Origin of the sequence: Enterobacter sp. A8, from assembly GCF_004296595.1 — a bacterium.
In the GTDB taxonomy this organism is placed as follows: Bacteria; Pseudomonadota; Gammaproteobacteria; order Enterobacterales; family Enterobacteriaceae; genus Enterobacter; species Enterobacter cloacae.
The window spans coordinates 794333-810037 of the sequence record NZ_SCMF01000002.1 but is presented as its reverse complement, the minus strand read 5'-3'; the positions used below and the strand labels follow the sequence as shown (position 1 = coordinate 810037).

The window sequence follows — 15705 nt, the reverse complement described above, 5'->3', positions numbered from 1 at the left end:
TGGCGGCTTTAGCGCGGTGGTCCCACCTGACCCCATGCCGAACTCAGAAGTGAAACGCCGTAGCGCCGATGGTAGTGTGGGGTCTCCCCATGTGAGAGTAGGGAACTGCCAGGCATCAAATTAAGTACTAAGCCGGTGCATAAATCCGGCGGTTACAGCAGTCTTCGGTGGAGCGGTAGTTCAGTCGGTTAGAATACCTGCCTGTCACGCAGGGGGTCGCGGGTTCGAGTCCCGTCCGTTCCGCCACTTATTAAAAGCCCTGAGTTAACGCTCAGGGCTTTTTTCTTATCTGCTTCCCAATTATTGCTAAATCAGCAAAAATCCTCTGCGTTTTACGACCTTTTTCAGCATAACGCCAGCAGCGATAATCTTCCTCAGTTAACGAACATTACGAATAACGAGGAATGACATGACTATCCCTGCATTAGGCCTGGGCACTTTCCGCCTGAAAGACGACGTTGTTATCGCATCGGTCAAAACCGCCCTTGAGCTTGGCTATCGCGCAATTGATACCGCGCAGATTTATGAAAATGAAGCTGCGGTTGGCCAGGCGATTGAAGAAAGCGGTGTACCGCGTAACGAACTGTTTATCACCACCAAAATCTGGATCGAGAACCTCAGTAAAGACAAGCTGATCCCAAGCCAGAAAGAGAGCCTGAAGAAGCTGCGTACTGACTATGTCGATCTGACCCTGATCCACTGGCCATCTCCGAATGATGCCGTTTCTGTAGAAGAATTCATGCAGGCGCTGCTGGAAGCGAAAGAGCAGGGCTTAACCCGTCAAATTGGTATTTCGAACTTCACCATTCCGTTGATGGAAAAAGCCATCGCTGCCGTTGGCGCAGAGAACATTGCGACCAACCAGATTGAGCTCTCTCCTTATCTGCAAAACCGCAATGTGGTGGCGTGGGCCAAACAGCACGGCATTCACATCACTTCTTACATGACGCTGGCATACGGTAAAGCGCTGAAAGATGAGGTCATTGCACGTATTGCAAATAAACATAACGCAACGGCTGCACAGGTGATCCTGGCCTGGGCGATGGGTGAAGGTTATGCCGTTATTCCATCTTCAACGAAGCGTGAAAACCTGGCCAGCAACCTGTTAGCTGTGGATCTCCAACTGGATGACGAAGACAAAAAAGCGATCGCTGCCCTGGAGTGCAACGATCGCCTGGTGAGCCCGGAAGGTTTAGCGCCAGACTGGGATTAATATTGACCCGCCCTCTGTACGCTTAACCCTCACACAGCTCCTTCGGGAGCTGTTTTTATATGCTCGCTCAGAAAGTCGATAAAGGCACGGATACGCGTGCTCACCGCTCTGTCACTGTAGTAAACCGCACTGAAGGGCATCTCTACCGGCAGACGCTTGTCCGCCATTAACTCCACGAGCTCACCGCGCGCAATTTCTTTATCAATCATGTAATCAGACAAACAGGCGATCCCGTTTCCTTCAAGACACAGCTGCTTCAGCGTTTCCCCGCTGTTGGACGACAACCCGCAGGTGATCTCATGCAACTGACCGTCAGGGCAGGCGACAGGCCAGGTATTCAGTGATACTGGCTCGGTGAAACCCAGGCACAGATGCTGCTTCAGCTCTTCAACGGTTTCAGGTTTGCCGTGTTCAGCGATGTATTGTGGTGAGGCGATGATTTTACGGTAGCTGGCAAACAGAGGACGCGCGCGCAGGCTTGAGTCCGTCAAGGTTCCCGCCCGGATCGCCACATCGACTTTACGTTCGATAAGATTGATAAAGGTCTCAGAGGAGACCAAAGAGAGAGTCATCTCCGGATAGCGTTCACGGAAAGGTTTAATCAGCGGCATCAGAAAGTGCAGAACTACCGGTGTGGCCGCATCAATACGCAATAGCCCACGCGGTGTGCTGCGCGTTTCCATGATCTCGGTCTCTGCTGCAGCCATCTCCTGTAAGACAGACTGCACCCGGCGGAAGTATCGTTCACCTTCTTCCGTCAGGCTCAACTGCCGCGTCGTGCGGTTGAGAAGACTTACCCCAAGCTTCATCTCAAGCTTTTTCACCGAGCGGCTTACAGCAGAGTTTGCCTGCCCTAACTGCTCTGCCGCGCGGCTAAAACTGCCACTTTCGACGACGGCGACAAAGATTGTTAGCTCTTCCGAGGTTGCTTTCATTGTTGCACCACCTGCAAAATTCTATTGAGATTTTGACCATTTTTGTTATTTAACCACTGGCGCATACTGCCTGTCATCTTAATCCTGATGATACGGAGTATTTTATGCCACTGGCGCTACTTGCCCTGACGATCAGTGCCTTTGCAATTGGCACGACCGAATTTGTTATCGTAGGACTGGTTCCTACCATCGCTAACCAGCTTGCTATCTCATTACCTTCAGCCGGGCTGTTGGTCTCCATCTATGCTTTGGGTGTCGCTGTCGGCGCGCCCGTCCTGACGGCGTTAACCGGGCGATTCCCGCGTAAGCAACTGTTGGTCGCGCTGATGGTGCTCTTCACGGCCGGCAATATACTGGCCTGGCAGGCGCCGGACTACACGACGCTGGTCATTGCCCGCCTGCTGACTGGCCTTGCTCATGGGGTGTTCTTCTCGATTGGCTCCACCATTGCAACCAGCCTGGTACCCAAAGAGAAAGCCGCATCAGCCATTGCTATTATGTTTGGCGGATTGACCGTCGCACTGGTCACCGGCGTACCATTAGGGACGTTCATCGGACAACATTTCGGCTGGCGTGAAACCTTCCTCGCTGTTTCTTTACTGGGCGTGATTGCACTGGTGGCCAGTCTGCTGCTGGTACCGTCGAATATTCCCGGCCGTACAAGTGCAAGACTGAGCGATCAGATTAAGGTGCTCACACATCCTCGTTTGCTGCTCATCTATGCCGTTACGGCGCTGGGCTACGGCGGCGTGTTCACGGCATTCACCTTCCTCGCTCCAATGATGCAGGATCTGGCCGGCTTCTCTCCTGCAGCGGTAAGCTGGATTTTACTGGGGTACGGTATCTCTGTGGCGATTGGCAACATCTGGGGAGGTAAGCTCGCGGATAAGCATGGTGCTGTACCAGCGCTTAAGTTTATCTTCGCGGCACTGGTGATTCTGCTGATGCTCTTCCAGTTCACGGCATCGATTCAGTACGCCGCGCTGGTAACGGTACTGGTCATGGGCATCTTTGCCTTTGGTAATGTACCCGGCCTGCAGGTCTACGTGGTACAAAAAGCCGAACGCTATACGCCAAATGCGGTGGATGTGGCTTCTGGTCTGAACATTGCCGCCTTCAACATTGGTATCGCGATCGGCTCTATCGTTGGCGGGCAGACGGTGGAGCACTTTGGATTAACCCAAACCCCGTGGATTGGTGCCGTTATTGTGCTCGTTGCCTTCCTGCTGATTGGTCTGAGCGGGCGCCTTGATAAACCCTCTCGCGTAGCGCTTGGTTAAACCTCAGTAAGTGCTTGCTTACAAAACTGGAAAGAGGTTTCTCAGTAATTGCGTTGAAAGTGTGACCTAAAATCCCTATAACATTAGAACCAGTCCGTTTTCCGGGCTGGTTCATGTTACAGAGGTTGTTTCCAAAAGTGCGAAAAAATACCTATGCCATGCGTTATGTTGCCGGAATGCCCGCGGAGAGGATCTTGCCTCCCGGGTCGTTTGCGAGCCTCAGCCAGGCATTACCTGCCGGTACACCGTTAAGCAGCGATGAAAAAATTCGGGTGCTGGTATGGAATATCTTTAAACAGCAGCGCGCGGATTGGTTATCCGTCCTCAAGAACTTTGGTAAAGATGCCCATCTGGTTCTGCTGCAGGAGGCGCAAACCACGCCTGAGCTGGTAAGGTTTGCGACCACTAACTATCTCGCCGCCGACCAGGTGCCCGCATTTGTATTGCCGCAACATCCCTCTGGCGTGATGACCCTTTCTGCCGCGCATCCGGTTTACTGCTGCCCGCTGCGCGAGCGCGAGCCTATCCTGCGACTGGCAAAATCGGCGCTGGTGACGGTCTACCCACTGCCTGACACGCGGCTGCTGATGGTCGTGAACATCCATGCGGTAAACTTCAGTCTGGGCGTGGATGTGTATAGTAAGCAGTTACTTCCGATTGGTGACCAGATAGCCCATCACAGTGGGCCTATTATTATGGCCGGGGATTTCAATGCCTGGAGCCGTCCACGCATGAACGCGCTGTATCGCTTTGCGCGGGAGATGTCGCTGCGTGAAGTTCGTTTTAGTGATGACCAGCGCAAGAAAGCGTTCGGTCGTCCTCTCGATTTCGTTTTCTATCGTGGTTTGAGCGTGCATGATGCCTCTGTTCTGGTCACTCGCGCCTCCGATCACAACCCGCTACTAGTGGAATTCAGTCCCGGCAAACCTGATTAATATGGTGAGTCAGGTCTGCCGTGGGGCAGGCCGGTTGAGTGCTGCCCTTTACTTTAACCAACGCAAGGACAGTACAATGACAACAACACACTCTCATCACGACAACGTCGAAAAACAGTTTGGTTCCCAGGCAAGCGCCTATCTGACCAGCGCCGTACATGCTTCTGGCAGCGATCTGGTGCGTCTCGGCGAGCGTCTCTCGGCGTTTCCGCAGGCGACGGTGCTGGATTTAGGCTGCGGAGCAGGGCATGCCAGCTTTACTGCAGCGCAGCATGTGGCTCAGGTTACGGCGTATGATTTATCCAGCCAGATGCTGGAGGTGGTGGCGGAGGCGGCAAAAGCCAAAGGGCTCAACAATGTCGATACGCGCCAGGGCTATGCCGAATCCTTACCTTTCGAAGAGGCGTCGTTTGACGTTGTTATCAGCCGTTACTCCGCGCACCACTGGCACGATGTCGGCCAGGCATTACGGGAAGTCAAACGCGTGCTGAAGCCGGGCGGAACCGTCATCATTATGGACGTCATGTCTCCGGGTCACCCTGTACGGAACATCTGGCTGCAGACGGTTGAAGCGCTGCGTGACACCTCGCACGTGCAGGATTATTCCAGTGGGGAGTGGTTAACGTTTATTACTGAGGCCGGTTTAATTTCACGTTCACTGATAACCGATCGCTTACCGCTGGAATTTAGTTCGTGGATCGCCCGTATGCGCACCCCGGACGCGTTAAGCCAGGCCATCCGGTTGTATCAGGACAGTGCTTCCTCAGAGGTGAAGGCCTACTTTGAATTGCAGGATGACGGTTCGTTTACCAGCGATACCATCATGGTTGAAGCGCAAAAAGCGAAGTAAAAAAAAGCACCGAGGGGAATCGGTGCCTTTTTATCTTTGTATCGTGTAATCAGGAGTCTGGCGTGGCGCTGTTTTTCACAAACAGTGTCAGCTGGTCGCCTGGTTGCAGATTGTCAGTATCATTATTCCAGCGCATCACATCCTTAATGTTCACGCCGTGTCGTTTTGCGATACTGGACAGTGAATCGCCTTTACGCACGCGATAGGTAATGCTATCGCTGTTATTGGCGAGACGCTGTGCGCTGCTACCCGCACCCACCGTCAGTGTCTGACCCACTCTCAGGCCTGAGCTGCGCAGGTTATTCCACTGCTGCAGATCTTTTGCTGTCACGCCAAGACGTGATGCAATGCCCGAAAGCGTATCACCGCTACGAACCTTATAGCTGCGGCTGTTGACTGATGATGCATCCGCAATCAGCGTTGACTGAACGGCGGCAATTTCACCAGACGCTAAAGACTCACGTAATTGTTCAGCATGTTTCTGCGGAACCATCACATACTGTGGGCCACTCGCCCCCAGCGTTGAGCCTTTAACACCCGCGTTAAAGGTTTTCAGTTTACTTACCGACATACCCGTCATATCGGCAACCTGTTGAATATCAACCGGGTTGCTGAGGCGAACGCGCGCCAGTGCACGACTTTCGTCTGGTGTTGGCAGTTGTACACCGTAACGCTTGCTGTTTTTGAGAATATCACTCAACGCCAGCATCTTCGGTACGTAAATCTTCGTTTCCTGTGGCAGTGAGAGCGACCAAAAATCGGTGGATTTACCCCGTGCTTTATTCGCTTTCATTGCCTTCAGTACACGACCTTCGCCACTATTATACGCCGCAACCGTTAACAACCAGTCGCCGTCAAACATCTTGTTCAGACGTTGCATCATGTCGAGAGCGGCTGTCGTGGAAGCGACAACATCGCGACGCGCATCATAGTTACGGGTCTGTTTCAAACCGTAATTTCGCCCCGTGCTCGGAATGATCTGCCAAATACCTGCGGCATTGGCACCAGACGTCGCGTGTGGGTCAAAAGCGCTCTCCACTATGGGTAGGAGTACCAGCTCCATAGGCATGTTACGTTTCTTAACTTGCCCGGCTATCCAGTACATATACGGCTCTGCCCGTAACGTTACATCGTGGAGATAGCTCTTATTTCTTAAATACTTCTGTTTCTGTTCGCGAATCCGGCTGTTTTCCGGAATTCCCATCTTTAGCTCGTCGCCAATAGAGGTCCACAAGTTTTGATCCTGCGCGAAAGATGTCCCATCGTCCAACCAACGCGCTGAGCTTGTAAACTTCCCTGCTTCCCCTTGACCAGCTGCAGAAAGGCTCTGTGCGTGCTGTTGTACGTTGCTGCCGTTCTGCGACTGGCAACCAACAAGCAGGACAGAGGCGAGTAAGATCGCTTTTGCCTTCATGTGTGTGTCAATAGTTGCTTAAAAGACGAGCGATGATAACGGCGAAATTTTGAAAAGGCAACCCGCAATTATCTGAAGTTATCTTTCTTTGACCTTAACCATGCAAATCGCTGTTCTGGTTGTTGCAATTTTGTTTCTTGGTTAATTTTATTAATTAAATCAATGTCATCTGTTCTAAGAAATAAATTAATTTTACGCTCGTTTTTCAGAATTACGGGTAGTGTTTTTTGGTTTTTTGCACGTAACTCCTTCACTTTCTGATAGTAATCCTGAATCGCACGATCCTCAGGTAAAATGCTGGCAGAAAACTTCATATTTCCTAATGTATACTCATGCGCGCAACAAATTACAGTATCGTCAGGCAGGGCATTAATTTTTTGTAAAGATTGGTACATCTGGGCTGGCGTGCCTTCAAACAGTCTGCCACAGCCGCCAGAAAACAGCGTATCGCCACAAAACAGATAAGGTTTGCTGTAGAAACACAGATGTCCCAAAGTGTGACCTGGTGTAGCAAATACGGAAAACTCCCACTCACGTATGAGGATATTTTTGCCTTCTTCGACTACTTGCGTGATTCCCTTATCTTGTGCCTCTGCCGGTCCGTAAACCACCAGATGCGGGAACCGGGCGCGCAGCTCAGGCACACCGCCGGTATGATCGTGGTGATGGTGGGTCAGGAGGATGGCTTCAGGCTGCCAGCCATTCTCTTTTATTGCCTGCAGAACCGGGGCGGCCTCTCCGGGGTCGACAATGACGCATCGACGCGCGTCATCGACTAAAACCCAGATGTAATTGTCCTCAAAGGCAGGAATACTGATAAGATTCATACATTACCTCTTATAGCGTGGCGGGTGTTTTGATGAAACCGGCAAGGATACCTCAGACTGTCGCAGCACCGGAACGTTGGGCGGAATTGCCCTGGGGTGAATACTATCGCGAGGCATTAGAACTACAGCTTAAGCCCTGGCTCGCGAAAATGTATGGCTTTCACCTGCTTAAGATTGGCAATCTCAGCGCGGAAATCAATACCGAAAGCTGCGCTATCTCACATCAGGTCCATGTCTCTCTCGGCGGATCGCCCGTTCAGGTGAAGGCAGACCCTTTACACCTGCCGTTTGCGGAAAAGTCGGTTGATGCGTGCCTGCTGGCGCATACGATACCCTGGTGCAGCGATCCTCATCGCATGCTGCGTGAAGCCGATCGCGTGCTGATAGATGACGGCTGGCTGGTGATAAGCGGGTTTAATCCGCTGAGCCTGATGGGGCTGCGCAAGCTGGTGCCCGTATTACGCCGCACTCCTCCTTATAACAGCCGGATGTTCACCATGATGCGCCAGCTGGACTGGCTTTCGCTGCTGAATTTTGAAGTGCTCAGCTACGGCGGATTTCAGGTACTGCCCTGGGCCAGAAAAGGGGGCGTTTTGCTGAGTACCCATTTGCCCGCATTAGGCTGCATGCAGTTTATCGTTGCGCGTAAGCGAACCATTCCCCTGACGCTTAACCCAATGAAGCAGAGCAAAACCAAAACGCCGATCCGCCAGACGGTGGGGGCCACGCGGCAGTACAGAAAACCGTAATCAGGATTCAGGCTGATAGCCCGCGTCCTCATGTGCCGGGTTAGCGGCCGCCGTCCGCGCCAGTTCATCGCAGCGCTCGTTTTCCGGGTGGCCGGCATGGCCTTTTACCCATTCCCACTTAATATTATGCTGGCCCAGCGCCGCATCCAGCCGTTTCCAGAGATCGACATTCTTGACGGGCTTCTTATCTGCCGTCTTCCAGCCGCGTTTTTTCCAGTTGTGGATCCACTGGGTGATTCCCTGGCGCACGTACTGGCTGTCGGTACTGAGCACCACGTCACAATGTTCTTTTAAGGCTTCCAGCGCCACGATGGCCGCCATCAACTCCATGCGGTTGTTGGTGGTCAGGAAATACCCTTCACTAAAAGTTTTTTCGTGCTGACGATAGCGCATAATCGCGCCATAGCCGCCAGGCCCTGGGTTACCGAGACAAGATCCATCGGTGAAAATTTCTACCTGTTTACGCATCTCTGGTAGACTTCCTGTATTTGAAACGTTCAGTTAAACGATAAGTCTGACATAAATGACCGCTATGAGCACTGCAATTACTCGCCAGATTGTTCTTGATACCGAAACCACCGGTATGAACCAGATCGGCGCGCACTACGAAGGGCACAAGATCATTGAGATCGGTGCTGTTGAAGTGGTGAACCGTCGTCTGACGGGGAACAACTTCCACGTCTATCTCAAACCCGATCGGCTGGTGGATCCCGAAGCGTTCGGCGTTCATGGTATTGCCGATGAGTTCTTGCTGGATAAACCGACCTTCGCGGAGGTAGCGGACGAATTTCTGGACTACATCAAAGGCGCAGAGCTCGTCATTCACAACGCCTCGTTCGATATCGGCTTTATGGACTACGAGTTTAGTAAGCTCCAGCGCGATATCCCCAAAACGAACACCTTCTGCAAGGTCACTGACAGCCTGGCGCTGGCCAGGAAGATGTTCCCCGGCAAGCGTAACAGCCTCGATGCGCTCTGTTCACGTTATGAAATAGACAACACCAAGCGAACGCTGCACGGGGCATTGCTCGATGCCCAGATCCTGGCGGATGTCTATCTGGCGATGACCGGCGGTCAAACGTCAATGAAGTTCAGCATGGAGAATGAATCTCAGCAGACGCAGGGCGAAGCGGGAATTCAGCGTGTTGTTCGCCAGGCCAGCCGCTTGCGGGTTGTTTTAGCGAGTGATGAAGAGCTTCTCAACCACGAATCTCGTCTGGATCTGGTCCAGAAGAAGGGCGGAAGCTGTATGTGGCGTGCGTAAGGCATGCCAGAATGCCTGTAAAATCACCGTTCGGGTGATTTTTGCAGCAAACGATTCAAAACGTGAGAAAAAGCGTTGACGAGTTCAGAGGCAAACCGTAATATGCGCCTCGTTCCCAAGGGAACACAGCGGAGCGGTAGTTCAGTCGGTTAGAATACCTGCCTGTCACGCAGGGGGTCGCGGGTTCGAGTCCCGTCCGTTCCGCCACTATTCAGGCCCACGTTATTTATAACGTGGGCCTTTTTCATTTCTGCGTTTCCTCAATCCTGAATTTCTCTCGTCTACCCGGCCCGTTGCTGTCGTCACGCGGTGAACGGCTGAGTTCCTGTTTAATTTATTTTTTATTAAAAATCTCATTCTGTTATTTTTATTAAAATAATCAATTTGATTTATTATTCTTTTCGTGTAAGTTCTTAACCGTTAATTATTCTTTTCCTCCTCCTTCCTTGTTCACTCATTAATAGCTTTTTGATGTCAACTATTCCTAATGCGGCGTAGACCGTTGCGTGGTTTTTTCCTACCCATATAAAGAGGTCAGACATGATAGTTTTAAGCATCATGTCGATGAACCCTGTGGACATGAATTATCTCAGAAAGGTTTCAACGTAAGGTAGTTCAGGGTGTATCAACAAAAAAGTTTATATATCCACAATTTAGTGAGTGAAATTCACCAAGGACTTTAAGTATGACGGACAATAAAGTCATTTTAGCGGTCAATAACGGAGACGGAAAAACTCGGTTGTTGACCGCAGATGCAGGCCGGACGGTTAAGGTAAAACTTATCCCCGGTAATAAATATTTATTGAAGAATATTAACGACGACTTCGCTCCAGAAAATATTACGCTGCAGCGCGTAGACAAGGCGCTGCACATTATCCAGGAAGGCGATACACAGCCAAGCATAATTATTGAAGATTACTTCAATGGTGATCCTAACAACCCGGTGCTGATGGGCATGGCGGAAGATGGATTACTCTACGCCTATGTTCCTCTGTCGGGCGAAAGCTACGACACCGGCTATCTGATGGCTGACGGCAGCATGTCTCCTGTGGCGTTAGGCGGAGAACCGTTAGGCGCGGGTGGGCCTCTTCTGACGGCCCCGGATGACGACAACGACATGCTGTTTGGCATGCTGGGATGGTTTGCACTTGCGGCGGCGGGTGTAGGGGCTGCTTTCGCGCTGTCTGAGATGGACAAGGACGACGGCGATAACCACTCCACGCCTGATAAGCCGAGCATCGGCACCACAATGGATGATGAAGGCTCAATCAAAGGCCCGTTAAAATCAGGTGATACGACCGATGACTCAACGCCGACGCTGACTGGTAAAGGTAAGCCTGGTGACACCATCCATATCTACGATAACGACAAAGAGATTGGCTCCGTTATCGTTGATGATGAAGGCGAGTGGAGCTATACACCTGATAAGCCACTGGGCGAAGGCGAGCACGAGCTGACCGTCGTGGAAAAAGATCCTGACGGCAACGCGAGTCCTCCATCAGACCCGATTGTCATCGTCGTTGATACGGTTGCGCCAAAAGCGCCGACGATTGAACACATCATGGACAAAGTGGGTAAAACCACCGGTGAAATTCATGATGATGCTTACACCGACGATCCTCAACCGGAAATGAGCGGCACCGGTGAAGCTGGCGCAACGATCGCGATTTACGATAACGGTAAAAAGATCGGCGAAACCACCGTTAACGAGGATGGCCGTTGGTATTTCAAACCGTCCGAAAACCTCACTGACGGTAGCCACAGCATCACGGTCAGCCAGACGGATAAAGCGGGTAACGTCAGCGAACCGTCTGATGAGCGTGATTTTATTGTATTGACTGAACCTCCGGGAAAAGCAGAAACGCCTGAGGTGATTGACAATACCGGTCCGGTAACCGGTCCGCTCAAACCGGGCGATGTGACGGATGACAGTCAGCCTTCTTTCAGTGGAGAGGGAACACCGGGCAATACCATCATTATCAAAGACAATGATAAAGAGATCGGCTCGGTTATCGTCGACGACGAAGGTAAATGGTCATTTACACCTAAGGATGAACTTGCCGAGGGTGAACATAATGTCGTGGTCGTTGAGGAAGATCCGCTCGGCAATGAAGGCGATCCTTCCGATCCGATTCAGATTATTGTGGATACCACGCCGCCAGCCAAACCGGATATGGCCGATGCCCAGGATAATACCGGGCCGATTACGGGCCAGCTGAAAGGCGGTGACGTCACGGATGAAACCCGTCCGGTATTCAGCGGTAAAGGCGAACCGGGCGACACCGTGACCATTTATGATGGTGACGAGGTGCTTGGCACAACCGTTATTGACGATAAAGGCAACTGGACGCTGAAACCAGAGAAACCGCTGGGTGAAGGCGATCACAGCATCACCGTTACGCAGACGGATAAGGCGGGCAATACCAGCGACCCCTCGGAAGCGCTGGAGTTTGAAGTTGACACTACCGCGCCTGATGCTTCAGCAAATGTTCTGAATATTACCGCCGTTGCGGATGACGTAGGCGATCGTCAGGGCAATGTAGCCAGCGGTGACATCACCGATGACAGCAAACCGCTCATCAGTGGTATCGGTGAAGCCGGGAACACCGTCTTTGTCTACACCACCGACTCTTCCGGTAAACATCTGATTGGTACAGCGGTGGTAGGCAGTGATGGCACCTGGAGCCTGACACCAGAAACCCCACTGACGGAAGGCCTGAACAAGCTGACCCTGGAGACGCAGGACCCGGCGGGCAACCGCGTTGCCGGTGAAGCGCCTTCTTACGACATCAATCTGCTGATCCCGGTGAGTACTGCACCGTCCATCAACAGCGTTGTGGACAACGCCGAGCCGCACGTCGGTCCAATGCAGAAAGGCGAATCCACCAACGACACCACCCCAACCCTGAGCGGCAGCGCTGCACCGGGCGACGTTGTGTCTATCCTCGATAACGGGAAAGTGATTGGTACCGTCACGGCGGACAGCAACGGGAAGTGGGCGTTCACCCCGGATACTGCGCTGGCGGATGGCAAGCACACCTTCACCGTCACGGCGACTGACGCAGCGGGCAACGCGCGCTCCAGCGGCAGCTTCCCGATCGTGATCGATACTGCGGCACCGTCTCCGGCAGAAAATATCGTTATCAATGATAACGTGGGCGACAAGCAGGGGCCGGTAGGTCCAGGCGACACCACCGACGATCAGTCCCCGACCCTGAGCGGCGAAGCCGAGCCGGGCAGCGTGGTGGACATCTATGATAACGACGAGAAGATCGGTTCCGTCATCGTTGATGACGAAGGTAAATGGTCCTATACGCCAGACACGCCTCTGGCTAAAGGCGATCATGAGATCACCACTACCGTAACCGATCCGTCAGGCAACACCAGTGAACCGTCTCCGGGGATCTCCTTTACCGTCGATCCGGATCCAAACCAGGTTACCGTGGGTGAAGTGGTGGATGACCAGGGCCCGATCGTGGGCAACCTGAAGCCAGGCACCGTGACCGATGATGTCCGCCCTGAACTGAGCGGTAAAGGTAAGCCAGGCAGCACCGTGACCATCATGGATGGCGACGATGCACTGGGCTCCACCGTGGTGGATCCGGACGGCAACTGGACCTTCACTCCTGAACAGGATCTGGCCGATGGCGATCACAGCCTGACCGTGATTTCCAAAGACCCGGCCGGAAACGAGGTGACCTCTCCGTCCTTTGATATTACCGTTGATGCGACCGCCCCGGAAAAACCTGTACTCGGATCCGCAACGGATGATGTGGGAACAATTCGTGGCGATCTGAGCAACGGCGGCACCACCGACGACGCAAACCCAACCTTCAACGGCTCTGCAGAGCCGGGCAGCCGTGTCGATATTTATGACAACGGTGAGCATATTGGTTCAACGATTGCGGACGACAACGGTGCCTGGCAGTTCACGCCAACCACACCTCTGCCAGAAGGTGAGCACCATATCACCACCACCGCAACGGATGAAGCGGGCAACACCGGTCCGGAATCGGATGATTTTGTGCTGGTGACCGACTACACCCCACCAGTGGCAAGTAGCGATGTACTGAACATTACGTCCGTAATGGATGATGTCGGTGGCCGTCAGGGTAACGTGGCCAGCGGTGAAATCACCGATGACAGCAAACCGGTTATCAATGGTATTGGTGAAGCGGGAAGCACCGTCTTTGTTTACAGCACGGATGCTAACGGCAAACATCTGCTGGGCTCAGCCGTGGTCAACAGTGAAGGCACCTGGACGCTGGCACTGGATACACCGCTGGTGGAAGGGCTTAATCAGCTGACGCTGGAAACCCAGGACGCAGTAGGCAACCGCGTAGCGGGTGAAGCACCGTCTTACGACATTACCGTTCTGATCCCGGTCAGCACCGAGCCGTCCATCAACAGCGTTGTGGACAACGCCGAGCCGCACGTCGGCCCAATGCAGAAAGGCGAAACCACCAACGACACCACCCCAACCCTGAGCGGCAGCGCTGCACCGGGCGACGTTGTGTCTATCCTCGACAACGGGAAAGTGATTGGCACCGTCAAGGCGGACAGCAGCGGTAAGTGGTCGTTCACCCCGGATACCGCGCTGGCGGATGGTCAGCACACCTTCACCGTCACGGCGACTGACGCAGCGGGCAACGCGCGCACCAGCGGCAGCTTCCCGATCGTGATCGATACTGCGGCACCGTCTCCGGCAGAAAATATCGTTATCAATGATAACGTGGGCGACAAGCAGGGGCCGGTAGGTCCAGGCGACACCACCGACGATCAGTCCCCGACCCTGAGCGGCGAAGCCGAGCCGGGCAGCGTGGTGGACATCTACGATAACGACGAGAAGATCGGTTCCGTCATCGTTGATGACGAAGGTAAATGGTCCTACACGCCAGATAAGCCTCTGGCTAAAGGCGATCATGAGATCACCACTACCGTGACCGATCCGTCTGGCAACACCAGTGAACCGTCTCCGGGGATCTCCTTCACCGTCGATCCGGATCCAAACCAGGTTACCGTAGGTGAAGTGGTGGATGATCAGGGGCCGATCGTGGGCAACCTGAAGCCAGGCACTGTGACCGATGACGCACGTCCTGAACTGAGCGGTAAAGGTAAGCCAGGCAGCACCGTAACCATCATGGATGGCGACGATGTACTGGGCTCCAGCGTGGTGGATCCGGATGGCAACTGGACCTTTACCCCTGAACAGGATCTGGCCGATGGCGATCACAGCCTGACCGTGATTTCCAAAGACCCGGCCGGAAACGACGTGACCTCTCCGTCCTTTGATATCTCTGTCGATACCGTGGCACCGGAAAAACCGGTTATTGGTGTTGCGACTGATGACGTCGGCTCCAGCCGTGGCGATCTGAGCAGCGGCAGCACCACCGATGATGCGAACCCAACCTTTAAAGGTTCCGCAGAGCCGGGCAGCCGTGTCGATATCTATGATAACGGGGAGCTGATTGGTTCTACCATGGTGGACGAAAATGGCGGCTGGCAATTTACGCCAACCACCGCGCTGCCAGAGGGTGAGCACCATATCACCACTACCGCAACCGATAAGGCCGGTAACACGGGTCCGGAATCAGATGATTTTGTACTGATCACCGACTACACCGCGCCTGACGCCAGCAAAGTGGCGATCACCGAAGTCTACGACGACGTGAACACCGCAGGCGTGATTGCCTCCGGCGGGGAAACCGACGACAACCGTCCGCTGATCAAGGGGACGGGCGCAGAGCCGGGCAACACCATCACCGTGTACAACGGCGACAAGGTGATTGGCACCGCGAAAGTGCAGGCCGACGGCACCTGGTCCCTGGAGCCGACCACGCCGCTGCCGGACGGGAAGTACACCCTGACGGCGAAAGAGACCGACGGCGTGGGCAATGTCTCCGGTCCGTCCGGTGAGTACATCATCAACGTGGCCACCGTACCGCCGCAGGCACCGACGCTGGACACCGTCTATGACGACGTGGCCCCGCATGCGGACTACCTGCAGAAGGGCGATGTCACCAACGACACCACCCCGACCCTGAGCGGCAGCAGCGGCGTGGCGGGCGGCACCATCAGTATCTACGACAACGGTCGTCTGATTGGCACCACCTCCGTGGGCAGCAACGGCAGCTGGAGCTTCACGCCGGATACGGCGCTGGCAGACGGCAGCCATAACTTCACCGCCACCGTCACCGACGGCGTGGGCCGCACCAGTGAGCCAACCGGCGGCTTCGGG

Annotated in this window: 11 protein-coding genes, 2 tRNA genes and 1 rRNA gene; 10 read left to right on the top strand and 4 right to left on the bottom strand. The window is 53.7% G+C overall.

Going from position 1 to position 15705, the window contains the following annotated elements; translation table 11 throughout:
- From rrf to dkgB, 3 genes are all read left to right on the top strand, one after another.
- A 5S ribosomal RNA gene (rrf, locus tag EQV24_RS11890) occupies positions 1-114 on the top strand; the annotation flags it as partial.
- A gap of 55 nt (positions 115-169) precedes the next feature.
- Positions 170-246, top strand: a tRNA-Asp gene (locus EQV24_RS11885).
- Between the two features lie 163 nt (positions 247-409).
- Positions 410-1213 carry a 2,5-didehydrogluconate reductase DkgB gene (gene dkgB, locus EQV24_RS11880; protein ID WP_130626625.1) on the top strand — a complete coding sequence of 268 codons (804 nt, stop codon included), beginning with the start codon at positions 410-412 and terminating at the stop codon, positions 1211-1213.
- Between the two features lie 29 nt (positions 1214-1242).
- Here dkgB and yafC read toward each other — a convergent pair whose 3' ends face one another.
- Positions 1243-2148 carry a DNA-binding transcriptional regulator YafC gene (yafC, locus tag EQV24_RS11875; protein WP_038982956.1) on the bottom strand — a complete coding sequence of 302 codons (906 nt, stop codon included), beginning with the start codon at positions 2146-2148 and terminating at the stop codon, positions 1243-1245.
- Positions 2149-2252: 104 nt separating this feature from the next.
- Here yafC and EQV24_RS11870 point away from each other — a divergent pair, with 104 nt between their 5' ends.
- The 3 genes from EQV24_RS11870 to EQV24_RS11860 all read left to right on the top strand — a co-directional run bounded on the left by EQV24_RS11870 (position 2253) and on the right by EQV24_RS11860 (position 5213).
- Positions 2253-3428, top strand: coding sequence for an MFS transporter (locus EQV24_RS11870; RefSeq protein WP_029882849.1), 1176 nt, complete (start codon positions 2253-2255; stop codon positions 3426-3428).
- Between the two features lie 137 nt (positions 3429-3565).
- Positions 3566-4363, top strand: a complete 798-nt coding sequence (locus tag EQV24_RS11865) for an endonuclease/exonuclease/phosphatase family protein (protein ID WP_038420885.1) — start codon at positions 3566-3568, stop codon at positions 4361-4363.
- A 76-nt stretch (positions 4364-4439) separates the two neighbouring features.
- Positions 4440-5213 (top strand): class I SAM-dependent methyltransferase, encoded by a 774-nt coding sequence (locus EQV24_RS11860; protein WP_048971092.1) that lies wholly within the window; start codon positions 4440-4442, stop codon positions 5211-5213.
- A 49-nt stretch (positions 5214-5262) separates the two neighbouring features.
- Here the strand turns inward: EQV24_RS11860 and mltD are convergent, their stop codons facing one another.
- Positions 5263-6627, bottom strand: a complete 1365-nt coding sequence (gene mltD / locus EQV24_RS11855) for a murein transglycosylase D (protein WP_013095686.1) — start codon at positions 6625-6627, stop codon at positions 5263-5265.
- A gap of 68 nt (positions 6628-6695) precedes the next feature.
- The gene (gene gloB, locus EQV24_RS11850) at positions 6696-7454 is read right to left on the bottom strand and encodes a hydroxyacylglutathione hydrolase (RefSeq protein WP_029882852.1); all 759 of its coding nucleotides are present in this window, start codon (positions 7452-7454) and stop codon (positions 6696-6698) included.
- A gap of 32 nt (positions 7455-7486) precedes the next feature.
- Between gloB and EQV24_RS11845 the strand changes: the two genes are divergently transcribed.
- Positions 7487-8203, top strand: a complete 717-nt coding sequence (locus tag EQV24_RS11845; protein ID WP_013095688.1) for a class I SAM-dependent methyltransferase — start codon at positions 7487-7489, stop codon at positions 8201-8203.
- Here EQV24_RS11845 and rnhA read toward each other — a convergent pair whose 3' ends face one another.
- The gene (gene rnhA, locus EQV24_RS11840) at positions 8204-8704 is read right to left on the bottom strand and encodes a ribonuclease HI (RefSeq protein ID WP_223232816.1); all 501 of its coding nucleotides are present in this window, start codon (positions 8702-8704) and stop codon (positions 8204-8206) included.
- Positions 8705-8735: 31 nt separating this feature from the next.
- Here rnhA and dnaQ point away from each other — a divergent pair, with 31 nt between their 5' ends.
- The 3 genes from dnaQ to EQV24_RS11825 all read left to right on the top strand — a co-directional run.
- A complete protein-coding gene (gene dnaQ, locus EQV24_RS11835; protein WP_013095690.1) occupies positions 8736-9467 on the top strand; it encodes a DNA polymerase III subunit epsilon in 732 nt (243 codons plus the stop codon).
- 130 nt (positions 9468-9597) lie between these two features.
- Positions 9598-9674 (top strand) — tRNA-Asp (locus EQV24_RS11830).
- Between the two features lie 478 nt (positions 9675-10152).
- On the top strand, positions 10153-15705 hold a 5553-nt coding region (locus tag EQV24_RS11825; protein ID WP_130626624.1), incomplete at its 3' end, for an Ig-like domain-containing protein.

Excerpts from the sequence above, each read along its gene's own strand:
- dnaQ (WP_013095690.1), top strand. The coding sequence starts at position 8,736 with ATGAGCACTGCAATTACTCGCCAGATTGTTCTTGATACCGAAACCACC.
- EQV24_RS11845 (WP_013095688.1), top strand. The coding sequence starts at position 7,487 with ATGAAACCGGCAAGGATACCTCAGACTGTCGCAGCACCGGAACGTTGG.
- EQV24_RS11860 (WP_048971092.1), top strand. The coding sequence starts at position 4,440 with ATGACAACAACACACTCTCATCACGACAACGTCGAAAAACAGTTTGGT.
- mltD (WP_013095686.1), bottom strand. The coding sequence starts at position 6,627 with ATGAAGGCAAAAGCGATCTTACTCGCCTCTGTCCTGCTTGTTGGTTGC.
- dkgB (WP_130626625.1), top strand. The coding sequence starts at position 410 with ATGACTATCCCTGCATTAGGCCTGGGCACTTTCCGCCTGAAAGACGAC.
- EQV24_RS11870 (WP_029882849.1), top strand. The coding sequence starts at position 2,253 with ATGCCACTGGCGCTACTTGCCCTGACGATCAGTGCCTTTGCAATTGGC.
- yafC (WP_038982956.1), bottom strand. The coding sequence starts at position 2,148 with ATGAAAGCAACCTCGGAAGAGCTAACAATCTTTGTCGCCGTCGTCGAA.
- gloB (WP_029882852.1), bottom strand. The coding sequence starts at position 7,454 with ATGAATCTTATCAGTATTCCTGCCTTTGAGGACAATTACATCTGGGTT.